13 protein-coding genes are annotated in these 18,477 nt (G+C 45.8%); 9 read left to right on the forward strand and 4 right to left on the reverse strand.

Features of this window, described 5'->3' with window-relative positions:
* The 5 genes from ACTHMC_RS05550 to ACTHMC_RS05570 form a co-directional block, all read left to right on the forward strand.
* Positions 1-1,873, forward strand: a 1,873-nt coding sequence (locus ACTHMC_RS05550; RefSeq protein WP_440411577.1) for a Gldg family protein, incomplete at its 5' end; no start/stop codon positions are given.
* A gap of 13 nt (positions 1,874-1,886) precedes the next feature.
* Positions 1,887-4,229, forward strand: a complete 2,343-nt coding sequence (locus ACTHMC_RS05555) for a Gldg family protein (protein ID WP_440411578.1) — start codon at positions 1,887-1,889, stop codon at positions 4,227-4,229.
* A 7-nt stretch (positions 4,230-4,236) separates the two neighbouring features.
* Positions 4,237-5,541: a MutS-related protein gene (locus ACTHMC_RS05560; protein ID WP_440411580.1), complete on the forward strand. Its 1,305-nt coding sequence runs from the start codon at positions 4,237-4,239 to the stop codon at positions 5,539-5,541.
* Positions 5,542-5,690: 149 nt separating this feature from the next.
* Complete coding sequence (locus ACTHMC_RS05565) at positions 5,691-7,007, forward strand: MutS-related protein (RefSeq protein ID WP_440411581.1); 1,317 nt, start codon at positions 5,691-5,693, stop codon at positions 7,005-7,007.
* A 780-nt stretch (positions 7,008-7,787) separates the two neighbouring features.
* Positions 7,788-8,690 (forward strand): hypothetical protein, encoded by a 903-nt coding sequence (locus ACTHMC_RS05570; RefSeq protein WP_440411582.1) that lies wholly within the window; start codon positions 7,788-7,790, stop codon positions 8,688-8,690.
* 65 nt (positions 8,691-8,755) lie between these two features.
* On the opposite strand, the gene ACTHMC_RS05575 is transcribed toward ACTHMC_RS05570, so the two are convergent.
* Positions 8,756-9,715 (reverse strand): hypothetical protein, encoded by a 960-nt coding sequence (locus ACTHMC_RS05575; RefSeq protein ID WP_440411584.1) that lies wholly within the window; start codon positions 9,713-9,715, stop codon positions 8,756-8,758.
* A 260-nt stretch (positions 9,716-9,975) separates the two neighbouring features.
* On the opposite strand from ACTHMC_RS05575, the gene ACTHMC_RS05580 reads away from it, so the two are divergent.
* A complete protein-coding gene (locus ACTHMC_RS05580; RefSeq protein ID WP_440411585.1) occupies positions 9,976-10,878 on the forward strand; it encodes a hypothetical protein in 903 nt (300 codons plus the stop codon).
* A 63-nt stretch (positions 10,879-10,941) separates the two neighbouring features.
* Entirely contained in the window at positions 10,942-11,847 is a 906-nt protein-coding gene (locus ACTHMC_RS05585; protein ID WP_440411587.1) for a hypothetical protein, read from the forward strand.
* 70 nt (positions 11,848-11,917) lie between these two features.
* Here the strand turns inward: ACTHMC_RS05585 and dnaK are convergent, their stop codons facing one another.
* The gene (gene dnaK, locus ACTHMC_RS05590) at positions 11,918-13,831 is read right to left on the reverse strand and encodes a molecular chaperone DnaK (RefSeq protein WP_440411588.1); all 1,914 of its coding nucleotides are present in this window, start codon (positions 13,829-13,831) and stop codon (positions 11,918-11,920) included.
* Between the two features lie 104 nt (positions 13,832-13,935).
* On the opposite strand from dnaK, the gene ACTHMC_RS05595 reads away from it, so the two are divergent.
* On the forward strand, positions 13,936-14,409 hold the full coding sequence (locus ACTHMC_RS05595; RefSeq protein WP_440411590.1) for a DUF456 domain-containing protein: 474 nt from the start codon (positions 13,936-13,938) through the stop codon (positions 14,407-14,409).
* Positions 14,410-14,488: 79 nt separating this feature from the next.
* Here the strand turns inward: ACTHMC_RS05595 and ACTHMC_RS05600 are convergent, their stop codons facing one another.
* Positions 14,489-14,974, reverse strand: a complete 486-nt coding sequence (locus tag ACTHMC_RS05600) for a GtrA family protein (protein WP_440411591.1) — start codon at positions 14,972-14,974, stop codon at positions 14,489-14,491.
* Between the two features lie 112 nt (positions 14,975-15,086).
* Here ACTHMC_RS05600 and argS point away from each other — a divergent pair, with 112 nt between their 5' ends.
* Positions 15,087-16,976, forward strand: coding sequence for an arginine--tRNA ligase (gene argS / locus ACTHMC_RS05605; RefSeq protein ID WP_440411592.1), 1,890 nt, complete (start codon positions 15,087-15,089; stop codon positions 16,974-16,976).
* 75 nt (positions 16,977-17,051) lie between these two features.
* Here argS and ACTHMC_RS05610 read toward each other — a convergent pair.
* The coding region (locus tag ACTHMC_RS05610; RefSeq protein WP_440411594.1) for a carboxy terminal-processing peptidase at positions 17,052-18,477 on the reverse strand (1,426 nt) is incomplete at its 5' end.

Below are 18,477 nucleotides of genomic sequence, written 5' to 3' on the forward strand. Positions count from 1 at the left end.
GTTATGTGCCAGTCTGGGGATTTACCTGTTTCTTACCGCACTGACCGCTATCGGTATCTTTATGTCTTCCCTGACCACTTACCAGGTAGTAGCCGCTATAGCCACCTTTATTGTATTATTCATTTTAAATAGTATCGGAACCTTATGGCAGGATTACGATTTCATAAGGGACCTGACTTATTCCCTTTCCATGCAGGGACGATTGGAAAAGATGACCCTGGGATTACTCACTACCAAAGATGTATTTTACTACCTCATCATCATGGCCATGTTTGTAGGATTCACCTTGCTGAAACTAAAGGCCGGGCGGGAAGCAAAACCCTGGTATGTGAAAATGGGCAGATACCTGGCTATTATTGCCGGAGCTCTTGCAATTGGATACATCAGTTCCCGGCCCAGGTTAACGGGTTACTTAGATTCTACGGCTACCAAAACCAATACAATTCATCCCCGAACACAACAGTTATTAAAAAGATTAAACGAAGCCCCATTAGAAGTAACATTGTATACTAACTTTTTTGGACATAATGCAGGCCATGGCTTTCCGAAAGAACGCAATAACTACCTGACCACATTCTGGGAGGGGTACCAGCGATTTAAGCCTGATATCGATTTTAAATATGAGTATTATTATGCACTGCCCAAAGGAAGTCAAAATATTTTTAGTCAGTACCCCGGGAAAAGCCTGGTACAAATCATGGGGTTGCTGGCGAGAATGAGCAAAGTAGATTCGGCGTTGTTCAAATCTCAGGAAGAGATTCAGCAGCAGATTGATCTTGAACCAGAGGATTACCAGGTGATCATGCAGTTCAAATACAAGGGACGTACTACGCTGGTAAGACTTTATTATGATCCGCCAAGCCCCTGGCCTGATCAGCAAAATATGAATGCAGCTCTCAGCCGGTTGTTGCAGGATCCTATCCCGAAGGTGTATTTCGCTACAGGAGAATTGGAGCGCAATATTTATAAAGAAGGGGAAAGGGAATATTTTACTCATGTTCTTAACAAGAAGAATCGTGGTGCCCTGATCAATATTGGCTTTGATGCCGATAGCCTTAATCTCGCTACTCAGCATATACCTGATTCAACTTCCCTCCTGGTAATGGCGGACCCGAAAATGGAATTGTCTCCAACGGTATTGAAGAAGCTGCAAAACTATATCCATAACGGTGGTAACATGCTGGTGTCGGGCGAACCTGGCAAGCAGTATGTATTGAATCCGCTGCTGTCTCAAACGGGCGTTCAATTCAGCAATGGTCAGTTGGTTGAGCCCAGCAAGAACGAAACACCGGATAAGATAACCAACTATTATACGTTTGATGCCTTTCAACTTGCAGAGTACAAAAAACTGGTACAATTTAAATATGTGTGGGAAAACGGCCACAAGGCTGATAGTTTAAAAGTCGGTTTTGCAGGAGCCACCGGAATGTCCTGGTCTGAAGATAGCGGCTTTACCATAAAACCCCTGTATATGACCATGCCTGGGAAGACATGGATCAAAACAGGTAAACTGGTAACAGATTCTGCTACTCCGGTTTTCAGTCCGGCGGAAGGCGATATCCAGGAAAGGTCTTTTGCTTCTTCCATTGAATTATCGAGACGGCACAACAACAGAGAGCAACGTATCATTATTGCCGGAGACGCGGATTATCTGAGTAATCTCCGGCAAAAGGAAAATATCATTGATCCTCTTTATAGCTGGCTTACTGACAACCGGTTCCCTGTGTATACTCCCTACCCACGTGTTAAAGACAATATCTTCATCCTAAGCCCTGCCGGGGCAGCTTTTCAAAAAATTCTGCTTTTATGGGTGTTGCCTGCATTAGTGCTTTTGATCGGCACTGTTACATTAATCAGAAGAAAAAGAAAATAAATAAATCATTCCCATGAAGGTTATATTCGGTATAGCAAAAAACGAGTTTCGATACTTGTTTTACTCACCCATTGCCTGGTTCGTCCTCCTCGTTTTTCTGGTACAATGTGCCGTTTTCTTTTGCGGTCCGGTATACGATTATGCCAATAACCAGGAATTATCGATAAAAAATATGGTATCCTTTGGTGGGTTTGACCCACCGCTGACTAAAGGTATTTTTTATGGTAAAAATTTTCTCGAAAATATCGTACGCAACCTGTATCTGTTTATTCCTATTCTTACGATGGGATTGATCAGCAGGGAAGTCAATAGTGGCACAACTGCCTTGCTTTTTTCTTCCCCGGTAAATTTAAGAAGGGTGATACTTGGCAAATATCTTGGTATCATGCTGTATAACCTGTTGTTGCTACTGATCGTTGCCATGTTTCTTGCAACTGGTATTTTCGATATCAAACAAGCTGATTACGGGACATTGTTGTCAGCAGCGTTGGGTCTTTATCTGCTGATCTGTACTTATTCTGCCATAGGCATGTTCATGAGCTGTTTGAGCTCTTACCAGATCGTATCTGCGCTCGCAACCTTTGTGGTGCTGTTTATACTGACTTATATAGGAAGCTTATGGCAACGGTACGACTTCATACGTGATCTTACATATTTTCTTTCGATGCAAAACCGGACAGAGAAAATACTTCACGGATTGATTGTAACAAAGAATGTGATCTATTTTGTACTGGTTACGTGCATGTTTTTGACTTTCACATTTATCAGGCTGAAGAATGACAGGGAATCCAGGCCCAGGTTTATCAAAATGGGAAGATATGTTGCGGTATTTTTGGTAGTACTATTCATTGGTTATGCCAGTTCCCGGCCTGCAGTTACTGGCTATTGGGATACAACTGCTACAGACCGCAATACCATTCATCCGAAAACGCAAGCCACCTTACGTGAATTCAGCAAGGATAGTACACTCGAAGTAACACTCTACACTAATCTCTTAGGAAATGGTATTGGAGCAGGCATGCCCGAATCGCGCAATGCAGGGTATCTGTCTGGCCTCTGGGAGCCTTACCTCCGTTTTAAGCCTGATATCCGTTTTAAATATGTGTATTATTATGACAACGATCCGGCAAAAGATGACAGTACGTTGTACCGGGCTTTCCCGGGAAAGCCTTTGACTGAAATAGCAACAGAGATGGCAGAACTGGTGGATGCCAACCTGTCTATGTTCATGCCTCCGGAAGAAATGCGTAAGATCATTGACCTCAATCCGGAAGGTTACAACCTGGTGATGCAACTGAAGTACCAGGGACGTACCACTTTCCTCCGGACTTACGAATTTGATCCGAAATTCTGGCCGGACGAAAGTAACATGATAGCAGCGCTTAAACGTGTGTTAGGTACCGATATGCCGTCTGTAGGATTTGTAACGGGTGGGTTTGAGCGCAGTATTATTAAAACAGGAGAACGTGAGTATGGCGTACATGCAGCGCGCAAGGAATCCCGGGCTTCCATGCTGAATAATGGCTTTGATGTAGATACCATCAACCTTGCCATGCAGGATATTCCAGATACTTTGAATGCGCTGATATTGGCTGATCCAAAAGTAGATCTGAGCCCGGTAGCGATGAACAAATTAAAGAACTACATCGACAAGGGAGGAAATTTGCTGGTAAGCAGCGAACCAGGAAAACAATATGTAGTGAATCCCTTATTATCGCATCTCGGTGTTGAGTTGATGAATGGACAAATATTGCAACCTACCTTCCACGAAACACCTGACAAGGTGATCCCCTATTTGACTAAAGCCTGCTCCGGACTTTCGGACGATATGGCCTCATGGGGAAAGCTACAAAGAGGTGATACTATTCCTGTATTTATGCCTGGCGTTACAGGAATTTCCCTTACCAGTGATAAAGGGTTCAGCACTGATTCACTTACAATAACCATACCTGACAGCACATGGCTGAAGGCCGGCCCTATTGTTATCGATTCCATCGTGCCTCCCTTCAATCCAATGGAAGGTGATATCAAAGGGCCTTCTTTTAAGACCCTGCAACAAATGACGAGAAAGATCAATGGCAAGGAACAACGGGTGATGATTGCCGGGGATGCAGATTACGCCAGCAACAGGATGCTGGCTGTTGATCCGTTCAATTTTCGCATTCTGGTTTCATCCTATACCTGGTTAACCAATGATCAGTTTCCCGTTTTTATGCCAAGACCGGCCGATAAAGATATCTTCATGAACATTGGTGAAAGAGCCGCTTATTACCAGAAAATATTTTTTGTATATGTACTGCCTGCTCTTTTGCTCATCGGTGGCACTGTACTCTTAATCCGCCGGAAAAGAAAATAACAAAACGATGTACTTACAAACAGATGAACAAACGATCGAAGACCTGCGGATCTTCGGCAAGCGGGATAGCCAGGGATTATTCGATCTGTACAATTACTCGAACACCCGTGGTGCAGAATCAGTATTGAAAGAAATGTTCACCAAACCATTATGTGACCAGCAGGAGATCAACCGCCGCAGCAATATCATCCGGAATTTTTCTGTCCTGAATATGCGTTTTCCTTTCGAAGGGGCTTTATTTGATATGGCGGAGAAATATCTGCTGGCAGCCGATGAACAGAAGAAGCAGGGCACACAGCAAACCGTACTCAGTGAAAAAGAGATCAGTAATGGAGTAACTGCCCTGATCAGCCTGGTGCAACAGATCAAAGTTTTCATAGAATCAAAGGATGTATTAGCCATGGAATCCTGGTCTAAGGAAAGGGAGGTGATTGCCTCCCTCCTCCTCGACCCTGCCTTTGAGCCCGTACTGCGCGAACAACAAAAAGCAAAGTTGTCTTATGCCGCTGTTACTGCGTATGATCTGCTCTTCCGTCATCGTGAACGCACCAGGATCGAGCAATTGCTGGCACAGATCTATCAACTGGATGTATACCTTTCAATAGCCAAAGTGGCACGGGAAAGAAAGTTCATATTTCCCAAAGCGTTGCCTAAAGGGAAAAACATACTCCGGCTCAAAGGCGTTTATCATCCGGAACTGGCAAAGCCGGTGAGCAATGATTTTTCCATGAGCCCGGAACAAAATGTAGTTTTTCTCACGGGCGCGAATATGGCTGGTAAATCCACTTTTCTGCGCTCCGTAAGCACAGCCGTATATGTAGCGCATATCGGTTTTCCGGTAGCGGCGGAAGAAATGGAATTCTCTGTGCTCGATGGCATTTACACTACCATCAACCTGCCTGATAACCTCGGCATCGGGGCCAGCCATTTTTATGCAGAAGTATTGCGGGTAAAGAAAGTGGCAGCAGCGCTGCAGGCCAATAAATCATTGTTCATCATCTTCGATGAAATGTTCCGCGGCACCAATGTGAAAGATGCTCATGAAGCAACTGTGGAGATCACACTGGCCTTTGCTGCAAAGAAAGACAGTATGTTCATCATCTCTTCGCATATCGTTGAAGCCGGTGAACGATTGCAGGAGGCCCCATCAATTGGTTTCCAATACCTGCCCACACGCATGAATGGAAATATTCCCGAATACACGTATACGTTAGAGCGTGGAATTACAGCAGATCGTCATGGCATGATCATCATCCGCAATGAAGGTATCCTGGAAACATTGAAGCATGGCCGTAAACGCGCAGCCCGTTAAACTATCAGGGTGCTGCCAGTCGCTCGCCTCCCGGCGAGTGACTTATATTCCGTCGCCTCCGGCGACACGGTGTTCGCCAGAGGCGAACCAATAAAAGTCACTCGCCGGGAGGCGAGCGACTGGGCACAGCACAACAAATATTGTACATCATGAGTTTCAATACAGACAAGCAAACCGTAGAAGAGCTGAACCTGCTGGGTAAATTCAGACAGGGTTCAGTGTACCATCTTTTCAATGAAGTAAAAACACGGGGAGGAGAACAGTTGCTGGATCAAATGTTCCGTAATCCCCTTACCGATGCTGAAAGCATCAATCAACGCAGCAGGATCTTTCAATTCTTTCAGCAATCCACCCTGGGCTTTTCTTTCGATGTACAGCAACTCAATATCATGCGGGAATACCTGGATGCCGGTTCGGGCAGGAATGCCATCTCCACTACCCTGATCATATTTACGCAAAAATTACTCAGCAAACTCACCCGCGATGAAAGGTACAAGAAATCGGTGCAGGGACTTCAGGCCACCATTGTAACCCTGAATCGATGCCATGGTATCCTGGAAGTATTGCAGCAATTAAAAAGTCCATTGGCCAACCGCGTCAACCAACTGCTCCAATTGCTTTCCGATAAACAACTGGAGAAATTCCGTACAATAGATATTTATGCAGATATCACTGTAACCACCCTGGCGCAGTATGATCATTTGCTGAAAAGCCGCTTCCAGTCTGAAATGGATGACCTGCTGCAATTCATCTATGAACTGGATCTTTACATTGCAGTGAGCCAGGTAGCACGTAAGAAAGGCTTCACCTATGCCAGAGCATTACCTCCTGACTTGAACGTATTGAAGGCTTCCCGTCTGGCGCATCCCTGCATAGATAAAGCCATCGGTAATGATATCCATATGAGTGAAGCACAAAATGTGATCTTCCTGACAGGGGCCAATATGGCGGGTAAATCAACATTGATGAAATCGATCGGTATCGGTCTCTACCTGGCGCATATAGGCTTCCCGGTGGCTGCGGAAACTTTCGAATTCTCGGTACGGGAAGGGATGTATTCGAGTATCAATGTGGCGGATAATATCGGACTTGGCTACAGTCATTTTTATGCGGAGGTAGTAAGAGTGAAGCAGGCTGCAGATGCCGCCAGCAGCGGCAAGCGACTCTTACTCATGTTCGACGAATTGTTCAAAGGAACGAATGTAAAGGACGCATATGACGGCACCCTGGCCGTGTCGGAAGCATTTGCCGAATACCAGGATTGCCTGTTCATCGTGTCCACACATATCATTGAAGTGGGCGAAGCCCTGAAGGGAACGGAGAATATCCAATTCAGGTATATGCCAACGATCATGGACGGCGTCAGACCCAGGTACACGTATATCCTGGAAGAAGGCATCACGGAAGACAGACAGGGAATGTTGATCATCAGAAATGAAGGAATACTGGATATGTTGAAAAACTGATGCATGAAAAACGAAAAGAGGTGGCTCAGCAAGATGGGCCACCGCTTTTTATATTAAAAAATCATGAAGTTTCGCTTAATAATCATAAATTCTGCTACGAATGCCACCCTCAACCTGAACAATTGCCAGGCATTGGAGTCAGGCCTGTACAGGGCCTGGTTTTTTCAGGATACACAGGAAATTTACAGTTCCACCCTCGGCCAGGCCAGACCTTGATATATACTTCCTGAATGATATCATCAATGAAACGATTGTCTTGCAATTGTTTGTTGAGATATCTGAGTACAGCGTGGTGGGTATTATGGAAGAACACTTTAAACGCCTGCTCATCACCCTTTCTTATTTTCAAAGCCAGTTGTTGCATACAATGCTGGATGAATCTTTGGTGCCTATAAATGTACCCGCTTTTTCCAAAGTTGAAACATAGCCACGCGTTACCAATACATTAACGTTTTTGTTTCGGGTTTTTCGATGCATCCTGCGCCAATCACTCTCATCCTATTACATGAATAATAAACCTCAGAAAAACAAAGAGCGCTTCAAACGAAGCGCCCTCTTCCATTTTCAATGATTCTTACCTTATTTGCGGCTACAGTTTAAGTAAAAGAAAGTTCATAAAAACAGGTTTCCGCACAACCGGTTAAAAACAGCGGATCAACCAGACATTTAAACCGCCGAACCGTCAAACGCTTTACCACACAGCATTACAAGCACATTCCATCCCGCTCACTTTATATTTCCCTTAAGAATTTGCTCAGTTCTTTTGCACAAAATATAATCATGAAAACAAAAATATTATTCGTTATTGCTGCTGCGGGTCTCTTTGCAAGCTGCAAAAAAAGCGACAAGCCTGCTGATGTTCCCAAACAGGATTTCATTCAGTTACAGATTATCGAGCATGAAAATGGCTATCTCAGATTCGAATTCAATAACAGCCATCAGTTAACCAAAGTAAAACAGCTGGCCAGGGACGAGAATGACGGGGAGCCGGCACTTTACCAATACACTGATTTCAATTATGTGAACGGCCAGATTGCAACTGCAGACTACTTTCAATTAAGTGAAAGCGGCCGGTTCTTTAAAAGAACTGTTCTCAAATATCATCCTGATCCCCAGAAAAGGATCGGATATATCGCCAGGACCTGGTTCTATGAGAACGGGAGCACCGAACGCAAAGACACGGTGGAGTTCACTTTCAACGTGAATGACAAGGTAGTGGGCGTGGAATTCAATGCAGAAAACTACCACGGATACTCCTATGATGAGCGCGGCAACCTGAAGGCAACAGATAGTGAGGAACGAACCGGCAACGACCTGTACAGTTACAAAGGCGATTTCAGGTACGATAACAATATCAACCCCTTTGCGGTGAATGGGCTTGGATTGTATATATTCTCAGTGTATTACAATGAGCCATTCCTGGCAAACGCATTGCTGTCCACCAACAACCCTGTTTATGTAAAAAATGTTTTCGGTCATACCATCTTTGGTGAAGACAATCAACCTACTTACAACAGTGAGGAAAGTTTCTTATCTGAAATGGATTATGTGTTTGACACGCAGGGCGGCCTGAGGGAGTCTGCAGTAAGAAACAGCTTTGAGGTTAAGGAGAACGGGCAGAAGGTGGATGGATACGTAGAGCACACGCTGATCAGGTATACCTGTCTGAAGAAGAAGTCATAAACAATTACTGAGAGAGTGCCCAGTTGCTCGCGTCACCCCGAGCGACTGGGCACACCCTGCGTAATTTATTTCAGCTTAACAGCTCTTGCAAATGATTCAAAATCCTTCACCGTTTCAGCAATATCGCGTTTGGCCACTCCTATTACACTGATTGAAAAACCTTTGCCAAGGATCACACAATTGTAAACAAACACATCCTTTCCCTCACTCTTGCCGGTTTCTTTGATCTCCCTGGCTAAAGCGCCATTGATGGTTACCTCTTCATCTTTATTGGTAATAAAATCAGTACCCTGTTTTTCCCTGAAAGATTCAATCACTCCTCTGGCATAGGCTTTAAGCACTGACGCCTTGATTCCTGCATCAGCTACCTGTGAAATGATCACCATGGGCGTGTTGGGAACTTTGGCCGGATCCACACCGTTGAGTGAGTAAATATGCATATTTCCAACACTGTTAAGATAGCGGAATCTGCTGGCAGATTGAGTCAGCGTAAACTTTGCATCCGCAAAGGCATCCACTTTCTGGTCTTTGTTCATCCATACAGACTCCAGGCTCTTTATCATATCAGCTTCCGTCTCTTTTTCACCGCCCGGATAAACAGTGGTGATCAAAGCCGTAAATGTTGCGTCTCCAAACACCAGGATAATGGATTTGGTTCCGTCATCGCCTTTGGTGGCTACTATTGCTTTCCCCTTCATTCCGTTTACAGTCAGGTCCTGCGTCTGGCGCATGATCATGCCCTTGGCAGCAAAACCTTCTTTGGTAAAGGAAGCGGCAGTTTTATCAAAATTATTCTCACCCTGCAACTCCACCACTATGATAACCCCTTTACCTGCTTTCTGAAAACCGGAAAAGCCAGACATTGGCTCAAAGCCAGCTGGTGGAACCAGATGGATCCTTGTTTTGCTGGCGTTCTGGTGCGCAGCTGTTTTAGTACTTACAATGGCGGTTTTGAGAGATGGTTCCTGGCAAAATGCAGCCAGAACAGCTAAGCTGAAAATAAAGGAAAGGAAAATTGGTCGCATGAGGGGTATTTGACAGTAAAAATGCAATGTATTTTTTGAAAATGCAAAAAAGCCTGGAAACAGGCCGATTTCAGAATTTCTTGACCACATATGAATAAAAAAATGTAAAAAAAATTTTAGATGCATGGATCAACAGAACTTTTACATGAATCACTTCAACAACGGAACGAATCGCCAAAACACAGCACAGCAGAGCGTTTCACTAAATACAGGTGTAAAATTTCACAATCAGTTTCTGCGTTACAATAAAAACCCAATACATGAAAACAGGATTATTACCGGTTATTTTCGCAGCATCATTCTTCGCCAGTTGTAAAAAAAGCGACAAGGCGCCGGAACCTCCAAAGGAATTTATTCAGGTGCAGAAAGTTGATTTTGGTGAAGGTGCCCTCAATTTTCAGTACAACGAACAACACCAGTTATCGAGAGCTGATATAGTGTACAATATTGAGGAGGAAGAGGCACCAGTATTAGCGGCTTATATCTCCTGGACTTACCAGGATGGCTTTCCAACGAAAGCGGAAGTATTTAATAAAAGCGAAGCGATATTCCGGAAAACCTCTGAATTACATTACAAGGCTGATGCCCAAAAGAGAATTGCTTATGTAGCCATGGGCAGAATGAGTGAAAACGGAAACATGCAATGGGGCGACACTGCCGATTATACTTTCAATGCAAGCAACAAGCTTACCTCAATAAAATACAGGGGGGAAGGCTCCACAGCCAATCTATTTGCATACGACAACAATGGAAATTTCAAACAGGAAAATACACTGAAAAGAGTAGAGAATGAGACCTTTGAATACAGTTACGAATACCAGTATGACAATAACACCAATCCTTTTGCAGTGAACGGGCTTGGTATCACACTGTTCACCCTGTTCCAGGGGGAACTTTTTGAAGTGTCCCATATACTTTCCAATAACAACCCGGTAAAAGCAAAAACTGTTTACCTGAGAAAAACACTGAATGGCGACGGACAGGCCACCTACACTTATCAGATAAGCACTACCAAAGAATTCGTCAATGCGCTGGATGAAATTGGCGGATTAAAGCAGGTAACTACCAATACCTCCAATGAAACCAGGGAGAACGGAGCAGTCACCAATGCTTATAATAATCAGTCGATCTTAAAGTATACCTGTATCAAAAAGCAGCAGTAAGCTTTCATATACGATCAAAGAACGCTTCCCTACTGGCGTCCTTCTTACAATCAAACAATAATTATGAAGAATTTATTTTTTATCCCTATCGTTATAGCAGCAGCAAGCCTTACCAGTTGTAAAAAAAGCGACAAAACACCAGAACCTCCCAAAGAATTCATCCAGCTTCAGAAATTTAATTTCGGGGAGGGATCCCTCAACCTCCTGTACAATGAGCAACATCTTATCTCAAGGGCCGAAATTCACGCTGTTGTTGATGAAGCAGGTACATCCAGGATGGACAGCTATGTCAGTTGGTCCTACCAGGATGGATTTCCTGTTAAAGCAGAATTCTTCAATAACAACGGCACCGCTTTTATAAAAACATACGAATTCCATTACAAGGCTGACGCAGGAAACAAGATAGCTTATGTTGCCAGGCTCAGGCTAAACGAGGATGGAAGTATACGGAGAAAAGACACTACCAATTACAGTTTTGGTGCAAACAACAAGCTTATTTCTACCAAAGTAAGGACTAACGATGCCGCTGCCATTACCTTCGGTTATGACAACAACGGCAACCATATAAGAGAGAATGTGTCAAGCAGGTCGGAAAACACTATTTATGAAGACAGGTTTGAATTTCAATACGATAATAAGATCAATCCGTTATCAGTAAACGGGCTGGGCCTTATGCTCTACACAATTTTCGGTGATGATCATTTTGAAATGACCCAGATACTTTCCACCAACAACATCACAACTTCAAAATATTTGTATTCAGTAAAAAGGGTTGATGAAGGTGACCAACCCGTTTCTACCACTCTGTACAAAACTGACAAAGTATATACCAATACATTTGACGAAACAGGTGGTCTGAAGCAGGTAAGCATCAAAACAACCACGGAAAGCAGTGAGAACGGAACAGTCTTCGATACTGGCAACTGGGAGTCAGTTTTTAAATACACCTGTATAAAAAAGCAGCAGTAGACAGTTATATCCCCAATGCAAAAAGGGTGTCTCCAAAGACACCCTTTTGCTATTTTATGGAAAGAAGATCCTACTTCACTTCCTCGAACTCAGCGTCGGTTACATTTTCGCCGCCACCGTTATTCGGTTGACCACCGCCGTTAGCACCAGCCTGATCTGCACCAGGTTGAGCGCCGCCGGCCTGCTGGGCCTTGTAAATTTCTTCAGAAGCTGCTGTCCAGGCATTGTTCATCTCTGCTGTTGCAGCGTCGATAGCGGCAATATCCTGTGACTTATGCGCTTCTTTCAGTTTATTAAGAGCGTTTTCGATCGGAGCTTTTTTATCAGCAGGGATCTTATCGCCGAACTCTTTCAGTTGTTTTTCAGTCTGGAAGATCATGCTGTCAGCAGCGTTGATCTTGTCAACCGTTTCACGGGCAGCCTTGTCGGTTGCTTCGTTGGCACGAGCTTCGGCCTTCATTTTTTCCACTTCGTCTTTGCTCAGACCGCTACCGGCTTCTATACGGATCTTCTGTTCTTTACCGGTGCCTTTGTCCTTGGCAGTTACGTGCAGGATACCGTTGGCATCGATATCGAAGATCACTTCGATCTGCGGAACGCCACGGGGAGCTGGTGGGATACCATCCAGGTTGAAGGTACCGAGGCTCTTATTCTGGTTGGCCATCGGACGTTCGCCCTGTAATACATGGATCTGTACACCAGGCTGGTTATCGCTGGCAGTAGAGAAGGTCTCGGATTTACGTGTAGGGATGGTAGTGTTGCTTTCGATCAGGCGGGTCATTACACCACCCATTGTTTCGATACCCAGAGAAAGCGGGGTAACGTCCAGCAGCAGTACATCTTTTACTTCACCTGTGAGGACCGCACCCTGGATAGCGGCGCCGATAGCTACCACTTCATCCGGGTTAACGCCCTTGTTGGGTTTCTTTCCGAAGAATTTCTCAACGATCTCCTGTACTTTGGGGATACGTGTAGAACCACCTACCAGGATCACCTCATCGATATCGGAAGTGCTCATGCCGGCGTCTTTCAGCGCCTGCTCACAGGGCTTCAGGCAACGCTCGAACAGTTTATCTGACAGTTGCTCAAATTTGGCGCGGGTCAGTTTTTTCACCAGGTGTTTTGGAACACCATCGATAGCGGTGATATATGGAAGGTTGATCTCGGTTTCGCTGGAAGAAGACAGTTCCACTTTCGCTTTTTCTGCTGCTTCTTTCAGACGTTGCAGTGCCATGGGGTCTTTGCGGAGGTCAACAGCTTCGTCGCTTTTGAACTCATCTGCCAGCCAGTCCATGATCACTTTATCGAAGTCGTCACCACCGAGGTGGGTATCACCGTTGGTAGACTTCACTTCAAATACACCGTCGCCCAGTTCCAGTACGGAGATATCAAAGGTACCGCCACCAAGGTCGAATACTGCGATCTTCTCGTCTGCTTTCTTTTTATCGAGACCATAGGCCAGAGCGGCTGCAGTAGGCTCGTTCACGATACGGCGGACGTTCAGACCGGCAATCTCACCGGCTTCTTTGGTTGCCTGACGTTGGGCATCATTGAAGTAGGCAGGAACGGTGATCACCGCTTCTGTTACTTCCTGTCCCAGGTAATCTTCTGCTGTTTTCTTCATTTTCTGAAGGATCATGGCAGAAATTTCCTGCGGGGTATATAAACGTCCGTCTATGTCAATACGTACGGTATTATTGTCACCTTTTGCTACCTTATAGCTCCAGTGGCTGATTTCTTCTGTCACTTCATCATAACGGCGTCCCATGAAACGCTTCACACTCATGATGGTGTTGTGCGGGTTCGTAATGGCCTGCCTTTTGGCCGGATCTCCTACCTTTCTTTCACCATTCTTCAAAAAAGCCACCACAGACGGGGTAGTACGGCGTCCCTCATCGTTGGCGATCACCACGGGTTCATTTCCCTCCATCACTGACACGCAGCTGTTGGTAGTACCCAGGTCAATTCCTATTATCTTTCCCATAATTGTGCTGAATTTTATGTTCGCTTATTGGTTATCAATCATTATGCCCATTGGTTGAAAGGTGAAAAATTGGCAGTATCTTCCCTTTTCAAACTCATAATCTGATGGAATGGCTGTGGATCATCCTTGGTTTCGTGCTAATTTTTCTGGGTATCCTGGGTAGCCTCCTACCCGTTCTGCCAGGACCGCCCATTGCCTGGTTCGGCCTGCTGCTGCAACAGCTGCGAGACCCCGATCCATTCAGTACACAGTTCCTGGTGATCTGGGCGGGCATTGTAGTGGTCATCATTGTGCTGGATTACGTGATCCCTATCTACGGCACCAAAAAGTTCGGAGGCAGCAAATACGGCGCCTGGGGCTGCACACTGGGCTTCCTGCTCGCCTTCTGGATGGGCCCCTGGGGTGTGATCATCGGGCCGTTCATCGGTGCCTTCATAGGAGAACTGATCGGCGGGCAGACCACCAACCGGTCCCTGAAAGCGGCACTAGGCTCCTTCATCGGTTTTTTACTGGGTTCCTTCATCAAGATCGTCGTTTGTTTCATGATGTTATGGTACCTCATCAAATCTGTCTGGTAACATCAACATATGAAACTGACAAAAGATACATGCCGGCGGATAGTGACCGCCAAAATGTACAGTACATTATGTAATCCCATTACTCTTTTGCTGCTTCCACTTTAAATGTGAACTGCTTTTGCGTAAGATAACTGAAGCTCACCACAATCACGGTGGTCAGGATCTTGGCGATGGTAGGATAAATATGGAATTGCTCCACAAATAGTTTGATGAAGATATAGTTCAGGCCGATGCAAACCAGCACCAGCAGAAAATAACGGAATAACTGCACCCTTCCCTTCAGCGTGGAGCCGGGGAATACGATGAACCTGTTGAGCAGGTAACCGGTAGGAAAGCTGATGGTAAAAGAGATGAGGAAAGCCATGATATGAGGACTGATGGCACCTGCAAAAGTGTGCACCACCTGTTTATCCAGGATAAAATTATAGCTGATATAATAAATAAATATATCGAGGAAGGTATTGCCGCCACCGCAGGCAGCATACCTGAAGGTCTGAAGAGGCATCCATTTCCGGAACGGCGGATAAACAAAATCAATAATACCAGTAACCCAGTCTTTCAACATCCTTATATTAATTGTCGCGACGCAAAGTTAGGGGAAAGACATGACAGGATTATGCCCATCTGGCTGTGTCTTGTTGATTAAAACATTAATTTTGCCCCCTTAAATCAAGTTCATGGGCATTGTTGCAGACATTCAATTGGCCGTTCATCAGCAGATCAAAGCATTATACCAGACAGATTTCCCTGCCGGTTCAGTATTGGTAAACGAGACCAAGCCTGAGTTTGAGGGCGACTATACCGTGGTGCTCTTTGCCCTGGTGAAACCATTGAAAAAGAGCCCTGAAGGCCTGGGCCAGGAGCTCGGCACGCAGCTGGTAAAAGCCCATCCGGAGCTTTTCACCGCCTTCAACGTGATCAAAGGATTCCTGAACCTGAGTATTTCCGAAGCTTACTGGCTGCAGTTCCTGGATAACAATGCCGGTAAAGCCGATTACGGGTACCATCCTTCAAATGGACAAAAACTGATGGTGGAGTACTCCTCCCCCAATACCAACAAGCCCCTGCACCTGGGTCACCTCCGCAATAACTTCCTGGGATGGAGCATCGCTGAGATCGCCAAAGCCACCGGTTTTGATGTGGTGAAAACCTGCATCGTGAACGACCGTGGCGTACATATCTGCAAAAGCATGCTGGCCTGGGAACGTTTCGGCAATGGCGCCACTCCTGAGAGCACAGGCATCAAAGGCGACCATTTCGTGGGAGATTATTATGTAAAATTCGAGAACCTGCTGAAAGAGCAGGCCGCCCCCATATTAGACAAGTTATTGAGCGGGGACACTTCGGATGTGGATGCGGGTGAGTTGCCCAAGCTCACAGCCATCCTCAGCAAACTGCCTGAACTGAGCGGTGATAAAAAGAAGGAAGCCGAAGACGAAGTGAAAGAGATCGCGCGTAACAGCACCGAAGCCATGCGCGCCGTCCGCCAGATGCTGATCAAATGGGAACAGGGCGATCTGGCCGTGATGAGCCTCTGGGAAAAGATGAACAGCTGGGTATATGCGGGTTTCAACGAAACGTACCAGCGCATCGGTTCCGATTTCGATAAAACATATTACGAGAGCAATACTTATTTATTAGGCAAAGACCTGGTGGAGTCCGGCCTGGAGAAAGGCGTGTTCTATGCCAAAGAAGATGGATCCGTATGGATCGATCTCACGGCTGATGGCCTGGATGAGAAGATCGTGAGAAGAAAGGATGGCACTTCTGTTTACATCACGCAGGATATCGGCCTGGCTGTACAGAAGCAGGAAGAATACCAATGCGATCAGAGCATTTATGTAGTGGGCGATGAGCAGAACTACCACTTCAAGGTATTGAAGCTGATCGCGCAGAAACTGCAACTGCCAGCCGCCGATGGTATTTACCATCTCAGTTACGGCATGGTGGAATTGCCTACCGGAAAGATGAAAAGCCGCGAGGGCACTGTGGTTGATGCGGATGACCTGATCAATGAAATGGTGAAGATCTCTGCCGCTAAAACAGAAGAACTGGGTAAAGTGAAGGATTTCAATGAAGCCGAACTGGCGGAATTATATGATACACTGGGATTGGGTGCGCTGAAATTCTTTTTGCTGCGTGTTGATCCGAAGAAGAAAATGTTGTTCAATCCGGAGGAATCGATAGAGTTCCAGGGGTTCACGGGGCCGTTCATTCAGTATACACATGCAAGGATCAAGTCGATCCTGAGAAAGGAAGCAGCAAACTTTGAAACCGGTTCTGCCAACAGCGGAGGCCTGTTTCCGTTAGAGAAAGCTGTGATCACCCTAGCAGAACAATTCCCTGCCATTATTGCTCAGGCCGGCGTTGAGCACAATCCTTCAGTGATTGCCGGGTATATCTTTAAAGTGGCGCAGTCATTCAACTCTTTCTATACTGAACACTCTGTAATGAATGCTGAATCTGCGGAAAAGAAACAACTCCGCCTTAAACTGGCAGCCATCACTTCCCGGATCATTGCCACCGGCATGAAACTGCTGGGTATCCGTGTACCGGAAAGAATGTAATTCAACTTTTTTATACAGGAAAATGCCCCGTTGCTACCCGGGGCATTTCTTTTTTTATAACTATAGAACTGCTAACTATAATCTGCTGATCATTACTTCCATACCCTGTACTGCCTCCGACAGGTAAAGGTCGCCGCAAAGGCCCTTACGCCATTTTTCAATAGTATCGTCCTCTGCTCCCGACGGGCTGATGTTCATTTGCTTTGCAGCGGGTAATCTGAGCAACAGATTCAGATCATTCACTCTTGTCCTTCGTTGCTGCCATTGCTGCATGAATGTATCCCAATTGAGGGACCAGTTGCTTTCATTGTCCTTTCTGATACTATCCAGTTTGAGGCGTACCTGTTTCAGTTCCTGACTCCGGCCCAATTGCAGTTCCACAGCCTGTTTCAACGACTCGATGGTCTGAGGTTCCTGTACTTTTTTAACGGCCGTTACCGGGATCTCGTCCCAGGGCAGCGCGGATGGCTGGTTGGATTCTGATGCATATCCCCTTGCAAAAACAGAAGGCAGTTCAATATCCGGCTTAACACCTTTCAGTTGCGTGCTGGCGCCGCTGGAACGGTAGAACTTACTGTGCGTGATCACCAGGCTGCCCAGGTCCAGTGCCGGACTGTTGGGAGTTTTTATGTCTACCCGCCCGATAGGAAAAGTCGACTGCGCTGTTCCCTTTCCGTAAGTATTACTGCCTATCAGCAGGCCGCGGCCATAATCCTGCATGGCGGCACTGAAAAGTTCGGAAGCAGAAGCACTGCGACCGTTAATCATCACGGCCAGCGGGCCATCGTAAACCGGTACATTATCTGCAGGCAGTGCATTGGTGGAAATTTTATCTCCGGCCTTCAGGTGAGCTACCGGTCCGCCGGGAAGGAAGAGCCCGATGATCTGCAATGCCTGGGCATAATCCCCTCCGGGATTATTGCGCAGGTCAACGATAATACCTTTGACAGCTTCCTTTTTCAGCTTTTCAATTTCTTTTTTCATATCGGCTGAACAACTCAGATCGCCCGTCATCATTTCACCGGTTGAATAGAACCTGGAAAGATTGATATACCCGATCTTTCCGGATTCACGGTTGATCACGGCGCTCCGGGCACGCACCTCTTTATCTGCTATCTCATCTCGTTTCAGCTGTATGGTTTCGATGCCACCTTCGGGGTATTTAACCGTTATCCAGATATCGGAGTTCTTATCGCCACGGATGAATTGTGCAATCTCGATCACGTTGAGCCCGCTCACATCGGCCATATCCCCTTCGCTGTTGCCTACCTGCAGCAGTTCGTCGTTCTCCCTGATCTTTCCGGAAGCATAAGCGGTACCACCGGTCACCACTTTATTGAAATATGTTCTTCCATTGATATCTTCCAGCGCCACCCCGATACCATAATAGCGCTTACCGAAATTCTCCACCTGAGGCTTTGCATTTACAGGGGGTGTCCAGCGGGTATGCGGGTCCAGCGAAGCAAGGATGATATTGATATATTCTGCAAAACGGTATTCT

The organism is Pseudobacter sp. (genome assembly GCF_051955275.1).
In the GTDB taxonomy this organism is placed as follows: domain Bacteria; phylum Bacteroidota; class Bacteroidia; order Chitinophagales; family Chitinophagaceae; genus Pseudobacter.